Genomic DNA, 17770 nt, shown 5'->3' with positions numbered 1-17770 from the left:
TTTGGTCGCCCGGCGGCGGCGCAGGCCCCGGCCCCCGTGCGGTCGGGGCCCGCGCCGGGGCCGGCTACCGGCCGGCCGCCTCGCGGGGTGCCGTCGGCAGCGTCCGCAGCCGGACCACGGGGGAGACGGCCAGCCCGGCCACCACGGCGGCGGAGCCGATCGCGGCCACGGTCAGTGCGCCCCGCCCGCCGAGCCACCCGGTGAGCAGGCCCGCCGACAGCCCGCCCAGGGCGCCGCCTCCGAAGAGCAACGTCCGGAAGGCCGCCGTCATCCGGCCCATCATTGACTGCGGCGTCAGTGCCTGGCGCAGGCTGACGATGACGACGCCCGCCACTCCCAGGCCCAGGTAGGTGGTGAAGAACGAGGCCACGAACATCGCGATCATCACCGGCCGGGGCCCGGCGGCCGCGGCGACGAGTGTCGGCCCGAGCAGCAGCGCCGACTGCGCGACCAGGTAGATCCGGCCGAGCGGGAACCGGGCGATCACCCGGCGGGAGACCAGCGCCCCGACCAGCCCGCCCACCGAGGCCGTCGCGAAGACCGCCCCGAGCACCGTGGAGCCGAGGTGGAGGTCGTTGGTCCCGTGGAGCAGGAACATGGTCCACACGGTGACCATGGAGAAGTTGCAGCAGAAGCCGATCAGCGCGAGCGCCCGCAGCACCGCGTCGCCCAGCACCCAGCCCAGCCCGTCCCGGAGTTCGCGCAGCAGGTGCCGCTCGGCCGCCGGCTCGGGGCGCGGCTCGGGCGTGCGGATGAGCAGCAGCGATACGACGGAGGCCGCGTACGAGCAGGCGTCCACGACCAGGGCCACCGGCGCGGTGACCGCCGACACCAGGAGACCGGCCAGCCCGGGCCCGGCGACGTCGGCGGCCGAGGAGCTGGTGCCCATCCGGGCGCTCGCCTCGACGTAGTGCTCCGGGGTGCGCACCAGAACCGGCACGTAGGACATCCAGCTCACGTCGAACACGACCGAGGCGACGCCCACCGCGCAGGCGATCGCCAGCAGCACGGTGAGGTCGAGCGCGTCCCACCAGTACAGCAGCGGGACCAGCGCGATCAGGACGAGCCGGACGAGGTTGGCGCCCAGCATGACCGGTCGGCGCCGGACCCGGTCGGTCCAGACACCGATCAGCAGGGCCAGCCCGAGGTAGGGGACGAGCTGCAGGAAGCGCAGCAGGCCGACCTGTTCGTCGCTGGCGCCGAAGGCGTGGATCGCGGTCAGCGGCAGGGCCAGGTTGGTGACCTGGGTGCCGAGCAGGGAGACCGTCTCGCCGGCCCAGAACTTGAGGAAGTCGCCGTTGCGCCAGAGGCTTTCCGGCGCGCGGTGCGCCGAGGACTCCGTGGTCCCGGCCGTCCCGGTGGCCCCGGACGCTGCGCCGGAGTCGGTTGCCGGCGTCACCGGACGGCGCCCGCGAGCTCGGCGACGGCGGCGGCGACCGTGTCGACCTCGTCCTCGGTGTTGTAGTAGTGCGGCGACAGCCGCAGGCACCACTCCACGTCCTTGTCGCCGAAGTCGAACTGCGCGAACTCCCGGAAGCTCAGCGCGGAGTTGACGCCGAGGTCGTCCAGCGCCCGCTTGAACGGCTGCGGCTGCCACCCGGCGACGGCGAAGGTGACCAGCGCGGCGGGCGAGGGCCCGCGGTCGAGGACGCGGACCCCCGGCAGCCCGGCCAGCCCGGCGCGAAGTCGCGCGGCCAGTGCGGGGGTGCGCCGGGCGACGGGCGCGATCCCGACCCGCAGGGCGTAGCGGACGGCGGCCGCGCAGCCGAGCACGGTCGCGTACGGGAACTCCCACTCCTCGAAGCGGGCAGCGGTCTCGACCGGGCGGTACTCGCCGGGCGCGGTCCAACGGGCCCCGTACATGTCGATGAAGAGCGGTTCGGCGCCCGAGCGCAGCACCCTCTCGGAGACGTACAGGAAGCCCGAGCCGCGTGGCCCGCGCAGGAACTTGCGACAGGTCGCGGTGAGCAGGTCGCAGCCGATCTCCTCGACGTCGACGGGGAGTTGGCCGACCGATTGGCAGGCGTCGACCAGGTACAGCAGGTCGAGCTCGCGGCAGTGCCGGCCGATCTCGGCCACCGGCTGGACCAGTCCGGAGTTGGTGGGCACGTGGGTGGCGGCGACCAGCCGGGGGCGGCGGGCGCGCATCAGCGCGGCCATCGCGGCGACGTCGACTCCGGCGCCGTCCGGGAGGTCGGGGGCGTGCACGACCTCGACGCCGTGGCGCCGGCGCAGCGAGAGGAAGGCGATCTGGTTGGAGATGAAGTCGTTGCGGGTGGTCAGGACGACGTCGCCGGGGCGGAAGTCGATCGCCGAGAGCGCCTTGGCGTAGGCGTGGGTGGCGCTGCCGGCGAAGGCGACCGTGCCGGGCCGGGCGTTGATCAGCTCGGCGGTCGCGGCGTGAAAGTCGGCGACCTCGGTGGCGCGGGCGGCGGAGGCCTCGTAGCCGCCGACGGAGGCCTCCAGCTGGAGGTGCTCGATCATCGCCCGCAGGACCGGACGGGCCATCAGGCCGCAGCCGGCGTTGTTGAAGTGGATGACCGACGTGCAGCCCGGGGTGTCGGCCCGCAGGGCGGCGAGGTCGAGGAGCGGTTCCGATGTCGGCGCAGAAGCGCTATCCTGAGTCTTCATGAATGACGGTAGCAGTACTGAGGCGTTGGTGGCGACCCTCCGCTCCGAGATCGCCGGGCTCGCCCCCGGCGACCGACTGCCCAGCAGCCGGGACTTGATCACCCGTCACGGCGTCGGCCCGGTCACCGTCTCCCGGGCGATCGCCCTGCTCGCCGCCGAGGGCGCGGTGGTCACCCGGCCCGGTGCCGGCACCTACGTGGCCGCCCGCCGACCCGGCCGGGGCGGGGAGGCGTCGGACACCTCCTGGCAGGCGGTCGCCCTGGCCGGCCGCGACCACGACCTGATCGGCCTGGACGGACCCTCGACGGCGCTGCCGGCCGGCACGATCGCGCTCTCCGGCGGCTACCTGCACGAGGACCTGCAGCCCACCCGGGCGCTCGGCGCGGCGCTGGCCCGCGCCGCCCGCCGCCCGGACGCCTGGCACCGAGCCCCGGCGGCCGGCCTGGCGCCCCTGCGCGCGGTCTTCGCCCGGCAGGCCGGGGCCGGCGTCGCCCCCGAGGACGTCCTGGTCACCGGCGGCGGCCAGGGTGCGCTGTCCCTGCTGTTCCGGGCGGTGGCCGCCCCGGGCAGTCCGGTGCTGGTCGAGTCGCCCACCTACCGGGGCGCGCTGGCGGCCGCCCGGGCCGCCGGACTGCGCCCGGTGCCGGTGCCGATGGACGCCGACGGCATCCGCCCCGACCTGCTGGCCGACGCGTTCGCGATGACCGGCGCCCGACTGCTCTACTGCCAGCCGACCTTCCACAACCCCACCGGCACGGTGCTCGCCCCCGAGCGCCGCCGCCAGGTCGTCGACGTGGCCCGCGCTGCCGGGGCGTTCCTGATCGAGGACGACTTCGCCCGCCACCTCGGCCACGGCCGGCCGGTGCCCCGCCCGCTGGTCGCCGACGACCGTGACGGCACCGTCGTCCAGGTCACCTCCCTGACCAAGCCCGCCTCGCCCAGCCTGCGGATCGGCGCCCTGATCGCCCGCGGCCCGGTGATGCGCCGTCTGCAGGCGATGCGGCAGGTCGACGACTTCTTCGTGGCCCGCCCGCTCCAGGAGGCGGCCGTCGAACTGCTCAGCACCCCCGCCTGGGACCGCCACCTGCGGTCGCTCTCCACCGCGCTGCGCGACCGCTGCGCCGTCCTCGCCGACGCGCTGGCCCGCGAGCTCCCCGACTGGACGCCCGCCCGCCCCCCGGCGGGCGGGCTGCACCTCTGGCTCCGCCTCCCCGGGGGCCTCACCGACGGCGCGGTCGCCGACGCCGCCCGCGCCCACGGGGTCTCCGTCAACGTCGGCCACTCCTACTTCCCCGCGGAGCCCCCCGCCCCGCACCTGCGCCTGGCGTTCGCCGCCGCGCCCACCCCCGCCGACCTGGACGAGGCCGCCCACCGCCTGGCGGCCGCCGTCCGGTCGGTGGGCTGAGGGCGGCGGCCGCCGCGGACACCGGCACCGTCAGGCGGCGGCGCCCAGGATCTCCCGGATGCGGGCGGCGTAGGCCCGGGGGTGGGTGGTGTTCCCGTTGTGGCCGCCGGGCAGCTCCAGTGCCTCGGTGCCGAGGAGGTCGGCGAGGGCCAGGGCGCACTGGACGTCGAAGACCTCGCGGGGCGTGGTGAGCCCGACGGCCGGGATGATGCGCGTGCCGGTCCCGCGCAGGCTCGCCGGGTCGAGGGTGTCCTGGATGATCGCGCTGAAGTCGTGCCGGATGAAGTGGTCGAAGTTGGCGAGCCGCCGCTCGTCGAGGGGCTGCGGGGTGAGGTCGGCCTCCCGGTCCGGACTGGCCGGGTCGATGCCCAGGACCCGGGCGATCTCCGGGAACGTCGCGCGCAGCCCCTCGCGCCGGTAGAGGTCCTGGAGGTGGGCCAGCTCCCGCTCGTGGCCCGCACACCGGTCGGCGGGCAGGAGGCGGGGCGCGACGGGCTCGTGGGCGATCAGGGTGCCGATCTGCCCCGGGTACCGCTGGGCGGCGTGGAGGCCGATGACGGCGCCGAGGCTGCAGCCGAGCATGAGCGCCGGCTCGTCGGTGAGGGCGGCGAGCAGGTGGTGGACGTCGTCGGCGTGCTCGACGAGGGTCGCCCCGCGGTCGGGCTCGGTCAGCCGGCTGCGGGACAGGCCCCGGCGGTCGTAGGTCACCACGGTGAAGGCGTCGGTGAGCCCGGCGACCAGGTCGACGCTGCGGTCGGCGTCCCCCTCGCCGCTCTGGGAGATGAGCAGCATCGGTCCGCTGCCGCTGACCTGATAGTGAAGATCGGCGCCGGCGACGGCCAGGGTGGCGGTGGTCGGGTGCGTGGTGCTGGGCATGGTGGTCCCCCTTCGCCGGGGCCGGCGGTCCGTCCGCCGCCCGGTGCTCCACCATGATTCATCGAAAGAGATGCATCTGTCTAGATGTATTGAGATGGATGTTTCTCGTCGCGCGGATCGACAGGATCCATTGATCTCGATGAATCGAATCCGATGTATGCTCCCGGCCATGAACGGAGTGGAGCTGTTCCTGCTGGGCCGGGCCCTGATGAAGCTCGGCGAGGACGCGCTGCCGGAGCCCCCCGGCGGCGCCGGCCGCTACGCCGGCAGCGCCCGGCTGGTCCTGATCGTGGCCAGCGACATCGCCGCCCACCCGGACAGCGCCGTCGGCGAGATCGCGTCCCGGACCGGCCTCCCGCAGAGCCAGGTCTCCACCGCCGTGGCGCGCCTCAAGGAGGCCGGTTCGGCGGTGACGGCCCCCGACCCCGCCGATCGCCGCCGCGTCCTGGTCCGGCAGGCCGCCGACGTGTCCGACCGGGTCGCCCGGGTCCGCGCCGCCGGCATCGAACAGGCCCTCGCCGCCGCGCTCGGCACCGAGGACCCCGGGCAGCTCGGCGAGGTCACCGCTGCCCTGGACGTCCTCGCCCGTCACCTCCTGCCCCACAGCCCGCAGGACCCGGCGCCCGGCACGGCCCGGTAGGGGCCCGCCCGCGGCCGACCCGGGTCCGTCATTCGCCGGCCAGGCCGTGCCGAGGTGTCGTCACACCCGCGACGCCGTGGCGTGCTTCCGCGGCGTCGCGGCCTCGGGCTCGGCCGAGCGGGGGCCGGGCAGGTGGCGGGTGGTCCGGAGCGGCGAGCAGAGGATCGGGAGCCAGACCGTGGCGAGCCCCGCCGCCCCGGCCCAGAGCGCGGTACGCGGAGAGGCGTACTCGCCGAGCACGCCCGCCAGCCCGGCGCCGACCGCGAGCGAACCCGTCAGCACCACGCGCATGGTGGCGTTCATCCGGCCGAGCAGCGCGTCGGGGGTGGCGCTCTGACGGAAGCTGACCTTGATCACGTTGTCGATGCCGACCTTGAAGGTCGTGACCAGCCAGGCCGCGCCGGCCAGCCAGAGCGCCGGACCGCGGTCGACCAGGCCGATGAGGACGCCCAGTGGCGCGACGGCGAGCCCCATCAGCCAGAGCACCCGGCCCGCGCCGAGCCGGCGGGCGAGCCATCGGGCCGACAGCGAACCGAGGAACACGCCGACCCCGCCCGCCGCGAAGAACAGCCCGATCGCGCTGCCGGAGAGGTCCAACTCCCGGACGAACAGCACCGGGAGCATGGTCTGGCAGAGCTGGATGGACAGGTTGGTGCAGGCCCCGGCAAGGGCGATCGGGCGCAGCAGCGGGTGGCCGAACACGAAGCGCAGGCCCTGGCCGATCTCGCCGGCCAGGCCGCCGCGGTCCGCCGCGCGCCGCGGCTGCGGCTCGGGGCGGCGGATCCGCAGCAGGCAGGCCGCCGACCACAGGTAGCTGACCGCGTCGACGGCGACGGACGCCGGCGCGGACAGCAGCGCCGTCAGGAAGCCGCCGACGCCCCGGCCGCCGACCTGGGTGACGGCGTCCACCGTCACCAGGTGCGCGTTGGCGTCGGTGAGCCGGTCCCGCTCGACCAGGCTCGGGAGGTGGCTCAGAGCGGCCACGTCGAAGAACACGGTTGCCGTGCCCGTCAACAGGACCACCAGGTAGAGCTGCTGGACGGTCAGCACGCCCAGCAGCCAGGCGACCGGCACCGATCCGAAGAGCACGGCCCGGGCCAGATCGGCGGCGATCATCACCGGGCGCTTGCGCATCCGGTCGATCCAGGCGCCGGCCGGCAGGCCGACCAGCACGAACGAGACGGTGCTCAGCATCGCCAGCAGGCCCACCTGCCCGGCCGTGGCGTGCAGGGCCAGCACGGCCGTCAGCGGGACGGCGAGGGAGCCGACCGAACTGCCGAGCCGGCTCACCGCCGTGGCGGTGATCAGCAGGCGGAAGCCGCGGTCGCGGAACAGCGATCGAGGCGGTGCAGGTGAGGCTGCGGGTGTGGACGCGGTGGTGTCGGGTCGTCGGATCGGTTCGGTCGTGGTCATGGACCGAGCCTGGAGCCACCCGCCCCGGCCGACGACGAATTTAGGCTGTACTGAATCCGCGGCGCTGCCCGACCGTGCCGAACGGCCCGTGCCGAACCGCCCGCGCCGAACCGGCCGTACTGACTCACCGAACGGGGCATCGTGCTGAACCTGGCGTTCTCCACCCGCGACCTGGCCCGCACCAGGTTCGCGGTGTCGCCGCTGTGGGAGGTGGTGGCCAGCGTCCGGATCGTCAAGCATCCCGCCGAGCACCCGTTCTTCCGGCCCTGGAGCGACGAGGTCCGCCCGCGGCTCGCGGCTTCGGGCCTGGACTGGGGCCTGCTCGCCGATCTGGTCCCGCAACCGCCGCGGCTCATCCCGGTCTTCGTCGCCCCACCGCCCACCGTCCCGGTCCCCGACCTCGGCGTCGAGCTGGCCGTCCTACGGTCCACCGCTCCGGAGCGGGTCCGGGCCGTCCTCGTCGGCCGCCGCGCCCCGCAGTCCGCGCGGATCGACGCGCTCCGGGACGATCCGCGCCGCGGCCTGGCGGAGCTCGCCGACACGGTGGAGGCCTACTGGGAGATCGCCATCGCCCCGTACTGGCCGCGGATGCGCTCACTGCTGGAGGGCGACGTCCTCCAGCGGGCCAGACTCCTCGCCGAGGGCGGCGCCCAGCAGCTGCTCAGCGACCTGGACCCGCAGGTGGCCTGGGACGCCGACACGCTGCACGTCCGGCACCGCCACGTTCGCGGCAGCCGGACCCTCGGAGGCCACGGCCTCCTCCTCGTCCCGTCGGTGTTCGTCTGGCCCCGGGTCTTCTCCGTCACCAGTCCCGACTGGCAGCCCGTGCTGCGCTTCCCACCCCGCGGGGTGGCGACCCTGTGGGAGCGGCGGACGAGCCACCCGGACGCCCTGGCCTCCGTCATCGGCCGCTCCCGGGCCGTCCTGCTGGCCGAGCTCGACACCCCGGCATCTACGGCCGACCTGGCCCGCCGCACCGGCCTCACGGCCGGCGGGGTCTCCCAACACCTGACCGCCCTGCGCGCCGCCGGCTTGGTCGACGCCCACCGCACCGGCCGCTACGTCCTCTACGTCCGCACCGGGGCCGCCGAAACCCTCCTCGCCGCCGCAGCCTCCCGCGCCACGTGACCACGCGCGGACCCCGGGACACTTCACGCCGCCCCGCCCCCCGGCGGCGTCGATTGTGACGTGCGTCATGGGAACCCGGCCGCCGGAGCCGGACAGCCGACAGGAGTGACCACAGAGATGAGAACCCGGGTGCGGTCCGGGGACCCCGATGCCTTCGCGGAGCTCTTCGACAGCTACGCCCGCGCCGTCTACAACCATGCCTTCCGGCTGACCGGCGACTGGTCCGTCGCGGAGGACGTGATGTCGGCGACCTTCATGGAGGTCTGGCGGCGGCGCACCGCGGTGGATCCCGAGGGAGGCTCACTCCGGCCGTGGCTGCTGGGCGTCGCCACCAATCTCGCCCGCAACCACTGCCGCAGCAATCGGCGCTACCGGGCCGCGGCCGCAGCCGCTGCCGCGCTCCCGGTCGCCGTGCCCGACCACGCCGACGAGGTGGCCGGCCGGCTCGACGACCTGCGACGGATCGCGGTCACGCTGAACCAGCTGAGCGCGCTGCGGCGCCCGGACCGCGAAGTCCTCCTGCTGTGCCTGCAGGAGGGCCTGGAGTACGCCGAAGCCGCGGAGGTCCTGGGGGTTCCGATCGGCACCGTCCGCTCCAGGCTGTCCCGGGCCCGTACGAAGCTGCGCAAGCTCGCAGACGCGGAACTGCGGAAGAAGAGCCGGGAACTCGCCGATCGACCGCGACAGACACATGGCGACCGCGCAAACGCGGTCCGGCCCGCACAGGGAGGAACCCGATGAACGCCGACCTTTCCCAGCCCCACCCGGCCGAGCGGGAGCAGAGCGAGCACTTCCTGCCCTCCGTGGGGAGGGAGTTGCCGGCGGGCCGCCACGAGTTCCACAAGGAGCGCCTGATGACCCGGATCCACGACGACCTCCGCACCGCCGCCCCCGCGCGGCCCACCCGAGCCACGGGCTCGCGCAGCCCGTTCCTGCGCCGTACCCTCCTGCGCCGCCCGGTCCTGCTGCCCGTGGCGGCCTGCGTGCTGGCCGGCACGATCGCGACCGGTGCCCACCTCCTCGGCACCCAGGACGACACGGACCGCGGCGCCGGCGTCGCCGCCACCGGCCCGGTGCTGATCACCCGGATCGGGGCCGTCGACCCCAAGGGCGCCCCGCAGCTGCTGGACCGAATCTCCCTGGCCGCCGCCGGCGTGACCGGCCCGGCGCCGGTGCGCGGAGACCAGTTCATCTACATCGGCACCAAGTCGGCCGGCACGCACGTGCGGAGCGTCAACGGCAAGAGCAGCCTGGTCGGTGACGAGCTGCACCTGCGCCAGACCTGGAGGTCCCCGGACGGCACCAAGGGCTGGCTGATCGAGCCCGGGACCACCGGCACCGAGGGCATCACCCTGGCCGGGCCCACCGAGACCGGCCAGACGCCGACCGCGACGCTCAACGCGCCGACGTACGACTACCTCGCCGCTCTGCCCACCGACCCCGACGTGCTGCTGCAGAAGATCTACACGGAGACCCGGGGCAAGGGCCGCACCCCCGATCAGGAGGCGTTCACCACCATCGGCGACCTGCTGCGCGAGAGCTACCCGCCGGCTGCCCTCACGGTGGCGCTCTACAAGGCCGCGGCGAAGATCCCGGGTGTGGTCACGGTGGACGACGCGGTCGACGCCGCGGGCCGGCACGGGGTCGCGGTCGCCCGCCTGGACGACACCTCCGGCCAGCGCACCGAGTGGATCTTCGACAGCACCACCCTCGCGTTCCTCGGCGAGCGCACCGTCCAGGTCGAGGGCAGCTCCGGCGAGCAGGGCCTGATCAAGCCCGGCACGGTGGTGTTCACCCACGCCGTGATGACCCGCGCTGTCGTCGACCGCATCAAGGACACCCCCGCCCGGAGCAGCTGACCGGCCCGGCCGTCCCGCCCGCTCTCCCGGGCGGGACGCCTCCCGGCCGCTGGAGAGACGCTGTCGGCGTGTCGGGTGCGCCGCCGTGGACGGCGAACGTTCCGGGTTGCATGCCGGCGAACGTCCCGACCGGTCCGGATCGAGCAGGAATCGAGAAGCGCCGCTCACGGACTCGTCCTAGCCTGCCCACCATGGACATCACCATTCACACGACCGCGCTCCCGCACGACGACCCGGACGCGTCGCTGGCCTTCTACCGCGACGTCCTCGGCTTCGAGGTCCGCAGCGATGTGGGGCAGGGCCGGATGCGGTGGATCACGGTCGGTCCGGCCGGTCAGCCCGGCACGTCGATCCTGCTGGCGCCGCCCGCCGCCGATCCCGGCATCACCGAGGACGAGCGGCGCACGATCACCGAGATGATGGCCAAGGGCACGTACGGCTGGATCCTGCTGGCCACTTCGGACCTCGACGCCACGTTCGAGAAGGTGCAGGCCGGTGACACCGAGGTCGTCCAGGAGCCGACCGACCAGCCCTACGGCGTTCGTGACTGCGCCTTCCGCGACCCCGCGGGCAACCTGGTCCGCATCCAGGAACGGCGCTGAACCCTGCGGGTGCCGAGCGCCCGGGGTTTCCCGCCGAGGCGGCAACCCCGGGCGCTCTTGGACGTCCGTGGCACGGGAAGACGAACGACGAACGGGGAGGGCTCTCATGGGCAGGCCTGAATGGCGGCGTGCACAGGCACAGCACCTGGAAGATCTCGCGCGCCTGCGCCGCGTCCGCGACCGGATCGACAGGGAGTACGCGCAGCCGCTGAACGTGGAGGCGCTCGCCCGCGACGTGCACATGTCCGCCGGGCACCTGAGCCGTCAGTTCCGGGCGGCCTACGGTGAGCCGCCGTACGCGTACCTGATGACGCGTCGGATCGAACGGGCGGCGGCGCTGCTGCGGCGGGGCGATCTCAGCGTCACCGAGGTCTGCTTCGCGGTCGGCTGCGCGTCGCTGGGCACGTTCACCACCCGCTTCACCGAGCTGGTCGGCATGCCGCCCGGTGCCTTCCGGCGCCAGGCGGCCGCTGCGGCGGCCGTCGATCCCGATGCCGCGGGTACGGGCGACGCGGCGGGCGCGACGATCGAGGTGGAGGGGATGCCGGCGTGCGTCGCGAAGCAGGTCGCACGACCGGTCAGGAATCGAGAAGCCCCGACCACCGGGCAGCCCCTAGCGTGATGGTCACAAGACGCGGTGCGGGGCCACGGCGGCCGACCTGATGGTTCATGCAGTACCTGCACCCCGAACGAATGGAGAAACGACATGAAGGCGCACGTGAGCTCGATCCTGCTGGGCGTCCGGGACATGGAGGCCGCCAAGCGGTTCTACACCGAGGGACTCGGCTGGAAGATCCAGAGCGACTACGGCATCTCGGTGTTCTTCGAATCGGACGGCGCCTCGCCCGTCGGCTTCTACAGCCGCGAAGGCCTCGCCGACCAGGTGGGCACGAGTGCGGACGGCAGCGGCTTCAGCGGGCTGGTCCTCACCTACGTCGTCCGCAGCGAGGCGCGGGTCGACGAGGTGCTGGCGGAGGCCGCGAAGGCCGGCGCCAAGATCCTCAAGCCCGCCGGCGCCCTGCCGTGGGGCGGGTACGGCGGCACCTTCGCCGACCCGGACGGCTACATCTGGAGCCTCGGCTACAGCGCCCAGGGCGCCGACCAGCCCTACGCGGAGTGAAGGAGCACGTCGTGAAGTTCCGCACCCTCGTCGAGCCGACCGAGCCCATGCGGGGACTGGAAGTTCCGCCCGAGGTGGTCGAGGCGCTCGGCGGGGGCGCGCGACCGCCGGTGACGATCACCGTCAACGGGCACCGTTGGAAGAGCCGGGTCGCCATCCTGCGCGGCCGTCACCTGCTCGGCCTCAGCAACGCCAACCGGCAGGCCGCCGGCGTCGCGACGGGCGACGAGGTCGAGGTCGAGCTGGAGCTCGACACCGAGCCGCGCGTCGTCGCCGAACCCGCGGACCTCGCCCGGGCCCTCGACGACGACCCGGCCGCCCGCGCCGCATTCGACGGCCTCACCGACAGCCGCAAGCGTGAACACGTGCGCGCCATCGAGGACGCGAAGAAGCCCGAGACGCGTCAGCGTCGCATCGAGAAGGCCATCGCCGCCCTGCGAGGCTGAACCCGAACAGAATCCTCCGCTCCGGCCGAGCAGAACGACGAAGTCCGGACCGCTGAGGGCGGTTTCCAGCGGTCCGGGCCTTCGATCACGGCGGAGGACACGAGTTCCGACCTAGCGAGGGGTTGCCCCCGACACGCCTCCGGGCTCTCGTCCCGCGCACCCCGGGCTACCCGGGCATCACCCCGTGGATGCGGGAGAGGGTGAACATGCGTTCGGCGCTGCGCAGGTGGCACCAGGCATGGAGGTAGGGCGGATCGAGTTCGAGCTGACTGAGGGTGCGGACGGTCGCACTGCCGGAGGTGGCGATGTATTCGACGCTGATCGGCTGTCCCCCGTCGACGGCGTGGGCCAGCTGGCGGACGTCGGTGAAGGACAGGTTGCGCGCGTACCCGGCGAGGATCTCCTCGACCGCCGGCCGAGGGCGCGGGGAAATTCGGTTGCCGCGGGCCGCCGCCTCGATCATGATCGCCCGCATGGACTTTTGATGACTGCCACGTAGTACGTACCTGTCGCGCGATCGACCTCGGAGCCTGATGACCCGGCCCCGGGGCGATGGGTCGCGCCTCTCGTGAGCATCCGTCAGAGAGCGGGAGCCGCCGAGTGAGTTCGGCATGCCCTCCCGCTGAGTCCTGAAAGCACCCAACACATATGAATACCGACCGCAAGGCCCTGTGGGCCGTGCGTCAGTCCGCCCTGCCCACCGTTGTCCGGTCCTGCCCGGACTGTCCCGGCACGCGGCACCGCGCCTCGGGGAAGATCCGCGCCAACGCGAACGGCAAGTTGATCGACGTCTGGCTGCTGCTGAGCTGCGCGACGTGCGACCGGACCTCGAAGGTGCCCGTCCACGAGCGCGTCCACGTCTCGGCGCTGGAGCCGGCCAGGCTGGTGGCGTACGAGGTCAACGACCCCGCAGCGGTGCGGGAGCTGGTGATGAGCGCGTCGCTCGCGGCGAAGAACCGGTACCGGCTCGACTGGACCGGGACGTGGGAGCTGGAGACCCGCATGCCGCTGTACGCGCTCGACGACCCGAACCCGCTCCCGGTGCAGGTGCGCTTCGAGCTGCCCGTGCCGGTCCGGGTGGAGCGGCTGCTCCAGCTCGGTCTCGGCCTCAGCCGGGCCGAGGTGCGCCGGCTGGTGGCGGACGGGCGGATCCGCCTGCCGTTCGCGCCGGACGCCAAGGCGCACCAGGACTTCGAACTCACCATCCACCGTGCCGGTTCCGTCGATGCGGCCAAGCACGCGAAGTCCGTCGATGCGTCCGCCGCCGAACGCGCCGGCCTGGCTCGGATCGGGCTGCCGCCCGCACCCGGCCGGGAGCTCCCACGCCGGGCCACGGCGCACGCCTAGGACTCTGTGCGGAGCCGGATGAGGAGGGCGGCTGCGGCGCCGCGACTGCTCCGGCGTGCCTGATCCTGTTGATGGCCCGTTCGACCGTGTTCCGGCTCTTGTACCGCTCCCGGTCGAATGCGGACGGCCAGACTGTCGGGGCTTCCTGCGGAGCTTGCCCGGCAGGAAGCCCCGCAGGAGCAGGGCGCTTCTCCAGCACCGGCTCGAACTGCGTGCAGTCCGCCCGCTGCCCTGGTGTGATGATCAGGGACAGCGGGCGGCAGCGGCCGACCGATACGGAAACCGGGACCAGGGCGCCGGCGCTCGGCGGCTGACCGGTTCTGATCTGTGGCTGCCGGCGTATTCGGGGTACCGGGGCGAGGCGTCTGCGGCGGCTTCTCCCCGATCAGCGGACGGCCAGGTGCCGTGCGAAGAACCCGCGGACGATGCGGCGGATCCTCGGAATCGCGACGGTCGGGTCGACGGCTCCGGTGAGCGCCTCCCGCTCCTGCGCCGTCAGCAACCCTGCCGCCTGCAGCTGAGGAACCATCGCGGCGTAGTCGGTGAAGATCCAGTGGTTGGCATCGGCGATGCGCTCGCGGTGCGCCCACCGGCTCGACCGGGCGGTCAGGGCGGACCAGGACCGGTCGAGTTCGTGCCGTCGGGTGAACCCCTGGCTGCCGAGCAGGAGAAGCGGCTTCTCCACCCCTTCCGTCACGACCGGGAACGGTTCGGCCTCGCCGCCGGGTGCGGCGGGCGGGTAGTCCAGGTAGCCCTCCAGGTTGATCCCGGCGCGGACCTGCCGGTTCTCCCGTAGGGCCTCGGTGACGGCGCTCCCGCCCGCGGAGTGTCCGTACAGTGCGATGCGGCGCAGGTCGAGCGTGTCGGCGAGTCCGGGAGGCAGCGGCAGGTCGGCCGCGTGGCACAGGCGATCGATGACGAAGCGCAGGTCGGCGATCCGCGTGTCGATCAAGGTGCGCCAGAGGGGCGGCTGGTCGCGGGGATCACCGCGCAGGACCGTCGGGCGCACCACGTCCCCCCGGAACGGCGTGACGGCCGGGAACTCGACCGCGGCCGGGTCTCCGGGGTGGTCGACGAGGACGACGACGGCGCCGTGGCTGGCCAGGTCCTCGGCCAGGGAGGTGCCCAGGCCGCGCGGGTCGCCGCCGCCCGGGCTGAACACCAGTACCGCCCGCCGGCCCGGCAGCACGGGTGCACCGGGGAAGGAGTGGGACATGGTGGCAGCCCAGTCCACACCCGCGCCGGGCAACTGCAGGGGCGTGCGCGGAGCGATCTGCCCGAACAAGGCCGCGGCCTCCGGGGGCAGTTGCGGGTCCGGGGTGAGGCCGGCAACGGACCGGGCCGGATAGAAGACCGTCAGCATCAGTTCACGTACCGGGATCGAGGGTGTCCACGGGTCGCGGCGGGAGGCGTCGACGAGGTAGGCCGACCAGCAGCCCACGGGGTGGCGGCCGGTCGGCGCGGGCAGGGTGAGGACGGCGCCGCCCCGTGTGTCGCCCGGGGTTGCCCCGGCGGTCGGAGAACCGGTCCGGGAGCCGGCGGAGGCGCGGGTGCCGCCCGGGGTTGCCCCGGCGGTCGGAGAACCGGTCCGGGAGCCGGCGGAGGCGCGGGTGCCGCCGAGCAGGAGGGCGGCGGAGCCCAGCAGCACGGACGTGGTGACGGTGCGTCGGTTGACGGTGAAGTCGCGGGTCATGCGGCACAGGCTGTCCCGCTCGGCCGGGCCCGTGCGAACGTTTAGGTTGAGAGCTCAAGGATGGCCTCATGGACGCCGTCCGTGGCGACACGCGGGGGCGTCGTGCTTCGGATCCACTTCACGCCGGAGGACTTCGCCCGGGTCGGCCTCGCATCCCGGCCGGCGCCGCTCCAGGAGCTCAACGTGGCGCTGACGATGATGTGCCGCCGGGGCGACGACCTGCTCCACGGGCCCTGGCGACGCCGGGCGGTGAATGCGCTCCCGAAGGCGGCCCGCCCGCTCGCCGACCTCGTTCCGGTCGGCCTGGCACCGGGATTCCTGGACGTGGTGGCGGACTCCCTTCCGGAAGCGCTGGAAGAAGTGCGCACGGCCCCTTCCGAGTTCGTCCGCGCAGAGTTGGAGCGCGTCTACCGGCCCGCGCGGATGCCGGTGCCGGGGTGGATCAACGACCTCGGCCGGGGCGACGCCGAGGCCCGGCGGCTGGTCCATCGTGCGCAGCGTTCGGCGTTCGAGGCACTGCTCGGACCGGTCTGGGATCAGGTGCAGGACCTGCACCATGCCGAGTTCGTGCGCCGTGCGGTGCAATTCGCCGAAGGCGTCGGCCCGGTGCTGGCCGGGCTGCTGCCCGGTGCCCGTCTGCACGGCAGTGTCTGGGAGCTCCCGGGCGCGCCGGGGGACGTCCACCTCGGCGGGCGCGGACTCCTTCTCCTGCCGACCTTCCACTGGTCCGGTGGGCCGCTGCTGTCCGATCTCCCCGGCCGTCCGGTCGTGGTCACCTATCCGGCCGGCCCCGGCCTCCTCCTGCCGCGGCCCGACGGCTCCGCCGGCCCGCGGACGCTCGGAAGGGTGATCGGGAACACCCGTGCCGAACTGCTGCATCTCCTGGCCGAAGGGCACACCACGACCGAGCTCGCCCGCCGCCTTCACATCAGCGCCGCCACGGTTTCCGCCCACACCGCGGCCCTTCGCGGCGCCGGCCTGATCTCCACCGAGCGTGCCGGGAAGGCCGTTCTGCACCGGCGCACAGCACTCGGCAGCCTGCTGCTGGGGCAGCACGCCTGATCTCATCCACTGCTCCAGCGGTCAGAGTCTTCGATCAAGGCGGAGGGCTCGGGGATTCGCCAGATGATTCGGACCTGCTCGTCCAGCGGGAGTGAGGGACTGCCGACGTAGATGCGACGGATCAGGTACAGGAGCGCCAATCGGAGCGCTTCCGGTTCAAGGTTGTCCACGGTCGAGCGGTTCAGTTTCGCCACCTGCCGGACGATGTGCGGATCGGCTTCGAGGGGCCCGAGTTCTGCCACGATCTCCGGCTCAAGGCCGCCATCCTCGCGCATGACCGAGATTGAGCGCCGGAGCAGTTCCGGCTCGGCCTCGATCCGGCTGGTAATTCGGTCGATGACGTACTGGTGGAGTACATCTGCTGCGATGTTGGCGTGTTCCACAGGGTCATCGCCCGTACAACTTGGGCACCCTTCGCACTCGTCAGAGCCGATTACGGCCTCCGACTCCTCGTCTGCCTGCCGAGTGGACATGAAGCAGGAGGCGACCCACATGATCTCCGATCGGCTCAACTCCAAGTCCTCGGCCGACGACAGGTCGAGGTCATTCCAGAGACGAACTGCAGCTTCACCAGCTACCTCGACGTCCGGAGGAGGCATTTCGGAGCGCATCAGGGACGCCAGGCTGACGAGATGCGGCTCCCAGCCGAGTGCGCTGTGCAGCAGGGTCGCGAGCTCGGCCCCCGGGTGTCGCCAGAAGATGAGGTCTTCGTCGTAGCCGTTGACGAAGTGCAGGACGTGGTCCGCCAGGTCGAACTCGACCCCGGACATCTCTCCCAGGTGAGTGAGGACGGCCTGCCTGCCCCGGTATCGCCCCACGTAGCGACGGGCCTGCGCGACGAACGACCCCATGGTCGTGTCGGCCAGTACCGCGTTGGGGCTGACACCGATCACTTTCGGGCGGTTGAAGGGGCCGAATCGGCGGAGCTGTTGTGTTGCGTTCGCCCAGAAGAGCCGCTTGCTGTCCGGGTCGTACACCACGCAGTAGACAGGGATGTTCCCGTCCGCCCAGGTGTCGCCGTGGTGGCTGACAGGCACCGCGTAGCCGTTGGCCCGGCGCCACTTCTCCCCGCCCTTGACCTGGACCCTGATCACGTCGCTCGTCACGTGTTCGTCCTCGACGAACGTGACGTAGAGGTCCTCGCCGAAGTCGTTCTGGCCGGATATCTCCTGGACGATGTGGTCGTGCTCCTCAAGGAGGGTGCGGACCGCGTTCACCGCCGCCTGTCCTACACGCCGGCCTCTCGGGATCTTCGGCACGTCGCCCTCTCCGCAGGATTCTCATGGGCCCCGGACGAGTTCCGGGGCAGCGTTGTCCCCGTGATTCTGCCGTGGGCTCCTGACACCGGGCCGAGTGCACGGACGGAGGCGAGCCTCATGCCGGTGCCACCGATGACCTGGACTGAGACCACTCGCCACCGACCATTGACCAATCAGGTGGTGCCGCCGTGGGAATGGGCACAGGCTCGGGCTGATCTTCAGGCTCTTGGTGCTGCAATGGGCGTCCGGTGCGGTGGGCTTTTGCCGACGGGAGCTACTGGGGAACGGT

General features: G+C 73.0%; 18 protein-coding genes. 11 read left to right on the top strand and 7 right to left on the bottom strand.

The genetic code is table 11. The features are described from left to right. Positions 1–64: 64 nt before the first annotated feature. Together ACIPSC_RS03310 and ACIPSC_RS03305 are read right to left on the bottom strand one after the other, a co-directional pair. On the bottom strand, positions 65–1399 hold the full coding sequence (locus ACIPSC_RS03310; RefSeq protein ID WP_400822598.1) for an MFS transporter: 1335 nt from the start codon (positions 1397–1399) through the stop codon (positions 65–67). After that, complete coding sequence (locus tag ACIPSC_RS03305) at positions 1396–2631, bottom strand: aminotransferase class V-fold PLP-dependent enzyme (RefSeq protein WP_400822597.1); 1236 nt, start codon at positions 2629–2631, stop codon at positions 1396–1398. The genes ACIPSC_RS03310 and ACIPSC_RS03305 overlap by 4 nt, the downstream gene beginning before the upstream one ends. Between ACIPSC_RS03305 and ACIPSC_RS03300 the strand changes: the two genes are divergently transcribed. Continuing rightward, positions 2630–4036 carry a PLP-dependent aminotransferase family protein gene (locus ACIPSC_RS03300; protein ID WP_400822596.1) on the top strand — a complete coding sequence of 469 codons (1407 nt, stop codon included), beginning with the start codon at positions 2630–2632 and terminating at the stop codon, positions 4034–4036. The two genes, ACIPSC_RS03305 and ACIPSC_RS03300, sit on opposite strands and share 2 nt — an antisense overlap. A 30-nt stretch (positions 4037–4066) precedes the next feature. Here the strand turns inward: ACIPSC_RS03300 and ACIPSC_RS03295 are convergent, their stop codons facing one another. Further along, positions 4067–4912, bottom strand: coding sequence for an alpha/beta fold hydrolase (locus ACIPSC_RS03295; protein WP_400822595.1), 846 nt, complete (start codon positions 4910–4912; stop codon positions 4067–4069). A 169-nt stretch (positions 4913–5081) separates the two neighbouring features. Here ACIPSC_RS03295 and ACIPSC_RS03290 point away from each other — a divergent pair, with 169 nt between their 5' ends. Further along, positions 5082–5552, top strand: a complete 471-nt coding sequence (locus tag ACIPSC_RS03290; RefSeq protein ID WP_400822594.1) for a MarR family transcriptional regulator — start codon at positions 5082–5084, stop codon at positions 5550–5552. 60 nt (positions 5553–5612) lie between these two features. On the opposite strand, the gene ACIPSC_RS03285 is transcribed toward ACIPSC_RS03290, so the two are convergent. Further along, positions 5613–6965: an MFS transporter gene (locus ACIPSC_RS03285; RefSeq protein WP_400822593.1), complete on the bottom strand. Its 1353-nt coding sequence runs from the start codon at positions 6963–6965 to the stop codon at positions 5613–5615. A gap of 141 nt (positions 6966–7106) precedes the next feature. Between ACIPSC_RS03285 and ACIPSC_RS03280 the strand changes: the two genes are divergently transcribed. The 7 genes from ACIPSC_RS03280 to ACIPSC_RS03250 all read left to right on the top strand — a co-directional run bounded on the left by ACIPSC_RS03280 (position 7107) and on the right by ACIPSC_RS03250 (position 12120). Continuing rightward, positions 7107–8093 (top strand): DUF5937 family protein, encoded by a 987-nt coding sequence (locus ACIPSC_RS03280; protein WP_400822592.1) that lies wholly within the window; start codon positions 7107–7109, stop codon positions 8091–8093. Positions 8094–8210: 117 nt separating this feature from the next. Continuing rightward, the gene (locus ACIPSC_RS03275; protein WP_400822591.1) at positions 8211–8834 is read left to right on the top strand and encodes an RNA polymerase sigma factor; all 624 of its coding nucleotides are present in this window, start codon (positions 8211–8213) and stop codon (positions 8832–8834) included. After that, a complete protein-coding gene (locus ACIPSC_RS03270) occupies positions 8831–9952 on the top strand; it encodes a CU044_5270 family protein (RefSeq protein WP_400822589.1) in 1122 nt (373 codons plus the stop codon). The genes ACIPSC_RS03275 and ACIPSC_RS03270 overlap by 4 nt, the downstream gene beginning before the upstream one ends. A gap of 191 nt (positions 9953–10143) precedes the next feature. Next, the gene (locus ACIPSC_RS03265) at positions 10144–10554 is read left to right on the top strand and encodes a VOC family protein (protein ID WP_400822588.1); all 411 of its coding nucleotides are present in this window, start codon (positions 10144–10146) and stop codon (positions 10552–10554) included. Positions 10555–10660: 106 nt separating this feature from the next. After that, a complete protein-coding gene (locus ACIPSC_RS03260; protein WP_400822587.1) occupies positions 10661–11176 on the top strand; it encodes a helix-turn-helix transcriptional regulator in 516 nt (171 codons plus the stop codon). An 84-nt stretch (positions 11177–11260) separates the two neighbouring features. Then, positions 11261–11674 carry a VOC family protein gene (locus ACIPSC_RS03255; RefSeq protein WP_400822586.1) on the top strand — a complete coding sequence of 138 codons (414 nt, stop codon included), beginning with the start codon at positions 11261–11263 and terminating at the stop codon, positions 11672–11674. Between the two features lie 11 nt (positions 11675–11685). Further along, positions 11686–12120: a YdeI/OmpD-associated family protein gene (locus tag ACIPSC_RS03250; RefSeq protein WP_400822585.1), complete on the top strand. Its 435-nt coding sequence runs from the start codon at positions 11686–11688 to the stop codon at positions 12118–12120. 166 nt (positions 12121–12286) lie between these two features. Here the strand turns inward: ACIPSC_RS03250 and ACIPSC_RS03245 are convergent, their stop codons facing one another. Next, a complete protein-coding gene (locus ACIPSC_RS03245; protein WP_400822584.1) occupies positions 12287–12595 on the bottom strand; it encodes a WYL domain-containing protein in 309 nt (102 codons plus the stop codon). 173 nt (positions 12596–12768) lie between these two features. On the opposite strand from ACIPSC_RS03245, the gene ACIPSC_RS03240 reads away from it, so the two are divergent. Continuing rightward, positions 12769–13467 carry a DUF1062 domain-containing protein gene (locus tag ACIPSC_RS03240; protein ID WP_400822582.1) on the top strand — a complete coding sequence of 233 codons (699 nt, stop codon included), beginning with the start codon at positions 12769–12771 and terminating at the stop codon, positions 13465–13467. 385 nt (positions 13468–13852) lie between these two features. Here ACIPSC_RS03240 and ACIPSC_RS03235 read toward each other — a convergent pair whose 3' ends face one another. After that, positions 13853–15160, bottom strand: coding sequence for an alpha/beta hydrolase (locus ACIPSC_RS03235; protein WP_400822581.1), 1308 nt, complete (start codon positions 15158–15160; stop codon positions 13853–13855). An 81-nt stretch (positions 15161–15241) separates the two neighbouring features. On the opposite strand from ACIPSC_RS03235, the gene ACIPSC_RS03230 reads away from it, so the two are divergent. Further along, entirely contained in the window at positions 15242–16222 is a 981-nt protein-coding gene (locus tag ACIPSC_RS03230; protein WP_400822579.1) for an ArsR/SmtB family transcription factor, read from the top strand. A gap of 2 nt (positions 16223–16224) precedes the next feature. Here the strand turns inward: ACIPSC_RS03230 and ACIPSC_RS03225 are convergent, their stop codons facing one another. After that, a complete protein-coding gene (locus tag ACIPSC_RS03225; protein WP_400822577.1) occupies positions 16225–17481 on the bottom strand; it encodes a DUF4365 domain-containing protein in 1257 nt (418 codons plus the stop codon). Positions 17482–17770 lie beyond the last annotated feature (289 nt).

The organism is Kitasatospora sp. NPDC090091 (genome assembly GCF_044747365.1).
In the GTDB taxonomy this organism is placed as follows: Bacteria; Actinomycetota; Actinomycetes; order Streptomycetales; family Streptomycetaceae; genus Kitasatospora.
Note: the sequence above shows the minus strand (reverse complement) of the source record. Positions and strands in the feature narration are given on the sequence as shown.